General features: G+C 50.3%; 2 protein-coding genes. Both read left to right on the top strand.

What is annotated here, in order from left to right:
• Positions 1 to 933 (top strand): type IX secretion system membrane protein PorP/SprF (locus tag ACLI09_RS17980; protein WP_411421028.1); only part of this gene is annotated, 933 nt, incomplete at its 5' end.
• Between the two features lie 26 nt (positions 934 to 959).
• Positions 960 to 2,395, top strand: a 1,436-nt coding sequence (locus ACLI09_RS17975; RefSeq protein WP_411421027.1) for a cell envelope biogenesis protein OmpA, incomplete at its 3' end; no start/stop codon positions are given.

Here is a 2,395-nt window from a genome sequence, read left to right as displayed (position 1 = left end):
AAAAAACTATACCTGGCGGCATTATTGGCATTAGCAGGGCTAAGTGACGCGATGGCCCAGCAGGATCCGCACTACACGCAGTACATGTATAACATGAACGTAATCAACCCGGCCTATGCGGGGAGTAAAGAAAACCTGGCTTTTGGCCTTTTATACCGCAAGCAGTGGGTTGATGTAGACGGTGCCCCCGAAACGGGTACCTTTAGCGGGCACAGCCCGGTGGGCAAGAATGTAGGGCTTGGCTTATCGGCCATTACCGATAAGATAGGCCCTGTGAATGAGACCAATGTATATGCCGACTTTAGCTATACGCTTAACCTTGGCGGGGAGCACCGGCTTGCCCTGGGCTTAAAAGCGGGAGCCACCTTCCACAAAGTAGGGCTTTTTGACGATATCGGCAACGGCTATGTACCGGATGACAATGACCCGGCCTTTAGCCAGAACATCAACAATACCTATTTTAATATCGGCAGCGGGGTGTTCTATTATACCAATAACTACTATGTGGCTTTTTCGGTACCGAACATGCTAAAGAGCAAGCACCTTGACTTCAGGGATGTAAACGGTGAGCAGCAGTTTGGTTCAGAGGTATCGCATTATTTCCTTACGGGAGGCTATGTATTCCAGGTAAACGATAACTTTAAGCTGAAGCCTTCGTTTATGGTAAAATCTGCCTTTGGTGTAGACCCGAGTATCGACGGCTCGCTGAACGCCCTGTTCTTCGAGAAGTTTGAGATAGGCGCTACCTACAGGCTGGACGACTCGTGGGGCGGTATGGTAAACTATGCCATAACCCCTAACCTGAGGATAGGCTACGCCTATGACCACATTGTGAGCGACCTTAAGGTAACCACACCGGCATCACATGAGGTCATGCTGCTTTTTGATTTGAACTTCCCGAAAAAAGTATCACGTTCACCACGTTATTTCTAACCTAAAGCGACAAACAAGACAAGACCATGAAGAATTTATATATCACCCTTGGCTTTATGCTTGCAGCCGGTTCAGTAATGGCGCAAAGCGATGCTACAAGGGCAGCCGACAAGCTGTATGCCCGCTACGAATATGTAGACGCGGCCGAAGCCTACCTTAAGGTAAAAAACAAAGACAACTATGTAGCAAAGCAGCTTGCCGAGAGCTACTACAACATGTTTAACAGCAAGGAAGCCGCGAAATGGTATGCCGAGGCCATTAAAAGCCCGCAGGATGCCGAGACCTACTACAAATATGCCCAGATGCTGAAAGCGGAAGGCAGGTATGAGGAGGCCAACGCCCAGCTGCAGCAGTTTGCAAAGCTGGCGCCAAACGACCAGAGGGCCATTACCTTTAAGCAGGACCCTAACTACCTGCCAAAGCTGCGCAACCAGGCCAAGCTCTTTGATGAAAAAGTGCTGGACATCAACGATAAGAAATACGGCTCTTTTGGGGCAGTGCTTACCAATGGCAACACCCTTTACTTTACCAGCGCACGCAACACCGCAAGGAAAACCTATGGTGCAAACGATGAGCCGTTCCTTGACCTCTACCAGGCCACCTATAATGCCGATGGCACCATAAGCGAGCCGGTACCGGTAAGCGACATCAACAGCAAGTGGCACGACGGCCCCGCGGCAGTAACGGCCGATGGCAACACCATGTACTTCTCCAGCGAGAGCTTTAAAGAGAAGAAACAGTTTGTAAAAGACAAAGAAAACAACAGTAAGCTGGGGCAGGTATACCTGTACAGGGCCATAAAGAACGGCGGCAAGTGGGAAAACATCGAGGAGCTGCCCTTTAACGGCAAAACCTGGAGCACGGGCAACCCCGCGCTCAGCAAAGACGGCAAATGGCTGTACTTCGCCTCAGACCGCGAAGGCTCGATGGGCGGCAGCAACGACATCTGGAAGGTAGAGATAAAAGGCGGCAACAGCTACGGCGAGCCGGTAAACCTGGGCCCTAAGGTAAACACCGAAGGCCGGGAGAGCTTCCCCTACATTACCGATGACGAAAAGCTGTACTTCTCTTCAGACGGAAGGAAAGGCTTTGGCTCACTTGACGTATTTGTAATCGACCTTAAAAAAGGCACCGAGGCACAAAACGTAGGCCTGCCGGTAAACTCAAACAAAGATGATTTTGCCTTTACCTTTAACGATACTAAAAAGGTAGGCTTCTTCTCAAGTAACCGCGATGGCTTTGACAAGATTTACCTTGCTACCCCTGTTTGCGGCGTAGAAGCCATAGTAATGGTACGCGATGCCAAAACCGGGAAAGCGATTGCAGCGGCTAAAGTGGCCATTGTAGACGACAAGGGCAACGTGATAGAAACCCGCACATCCGACTCAAAAGGCGCGGTAAGCTACCGTGTAGACTGCGACAGGGCCTATACCATACAGGCCAGTGCCGAGGGTTATGTAAA

The organism is Flavobacterium sp. RHBU_24, assembly GCF_046613695.1.
Classification (GTDB): domain Bacteria; phylum Bacteroidota; class Bacteroidia; order Flavobacteriales; family Flavobacteriaceae; genus Flavobacterium.
The sequence above is the reverse complement of the archived record's forward strand: the minus strand, read 5'-3'. Positions and strand labels throughout refer to the sequence as shown.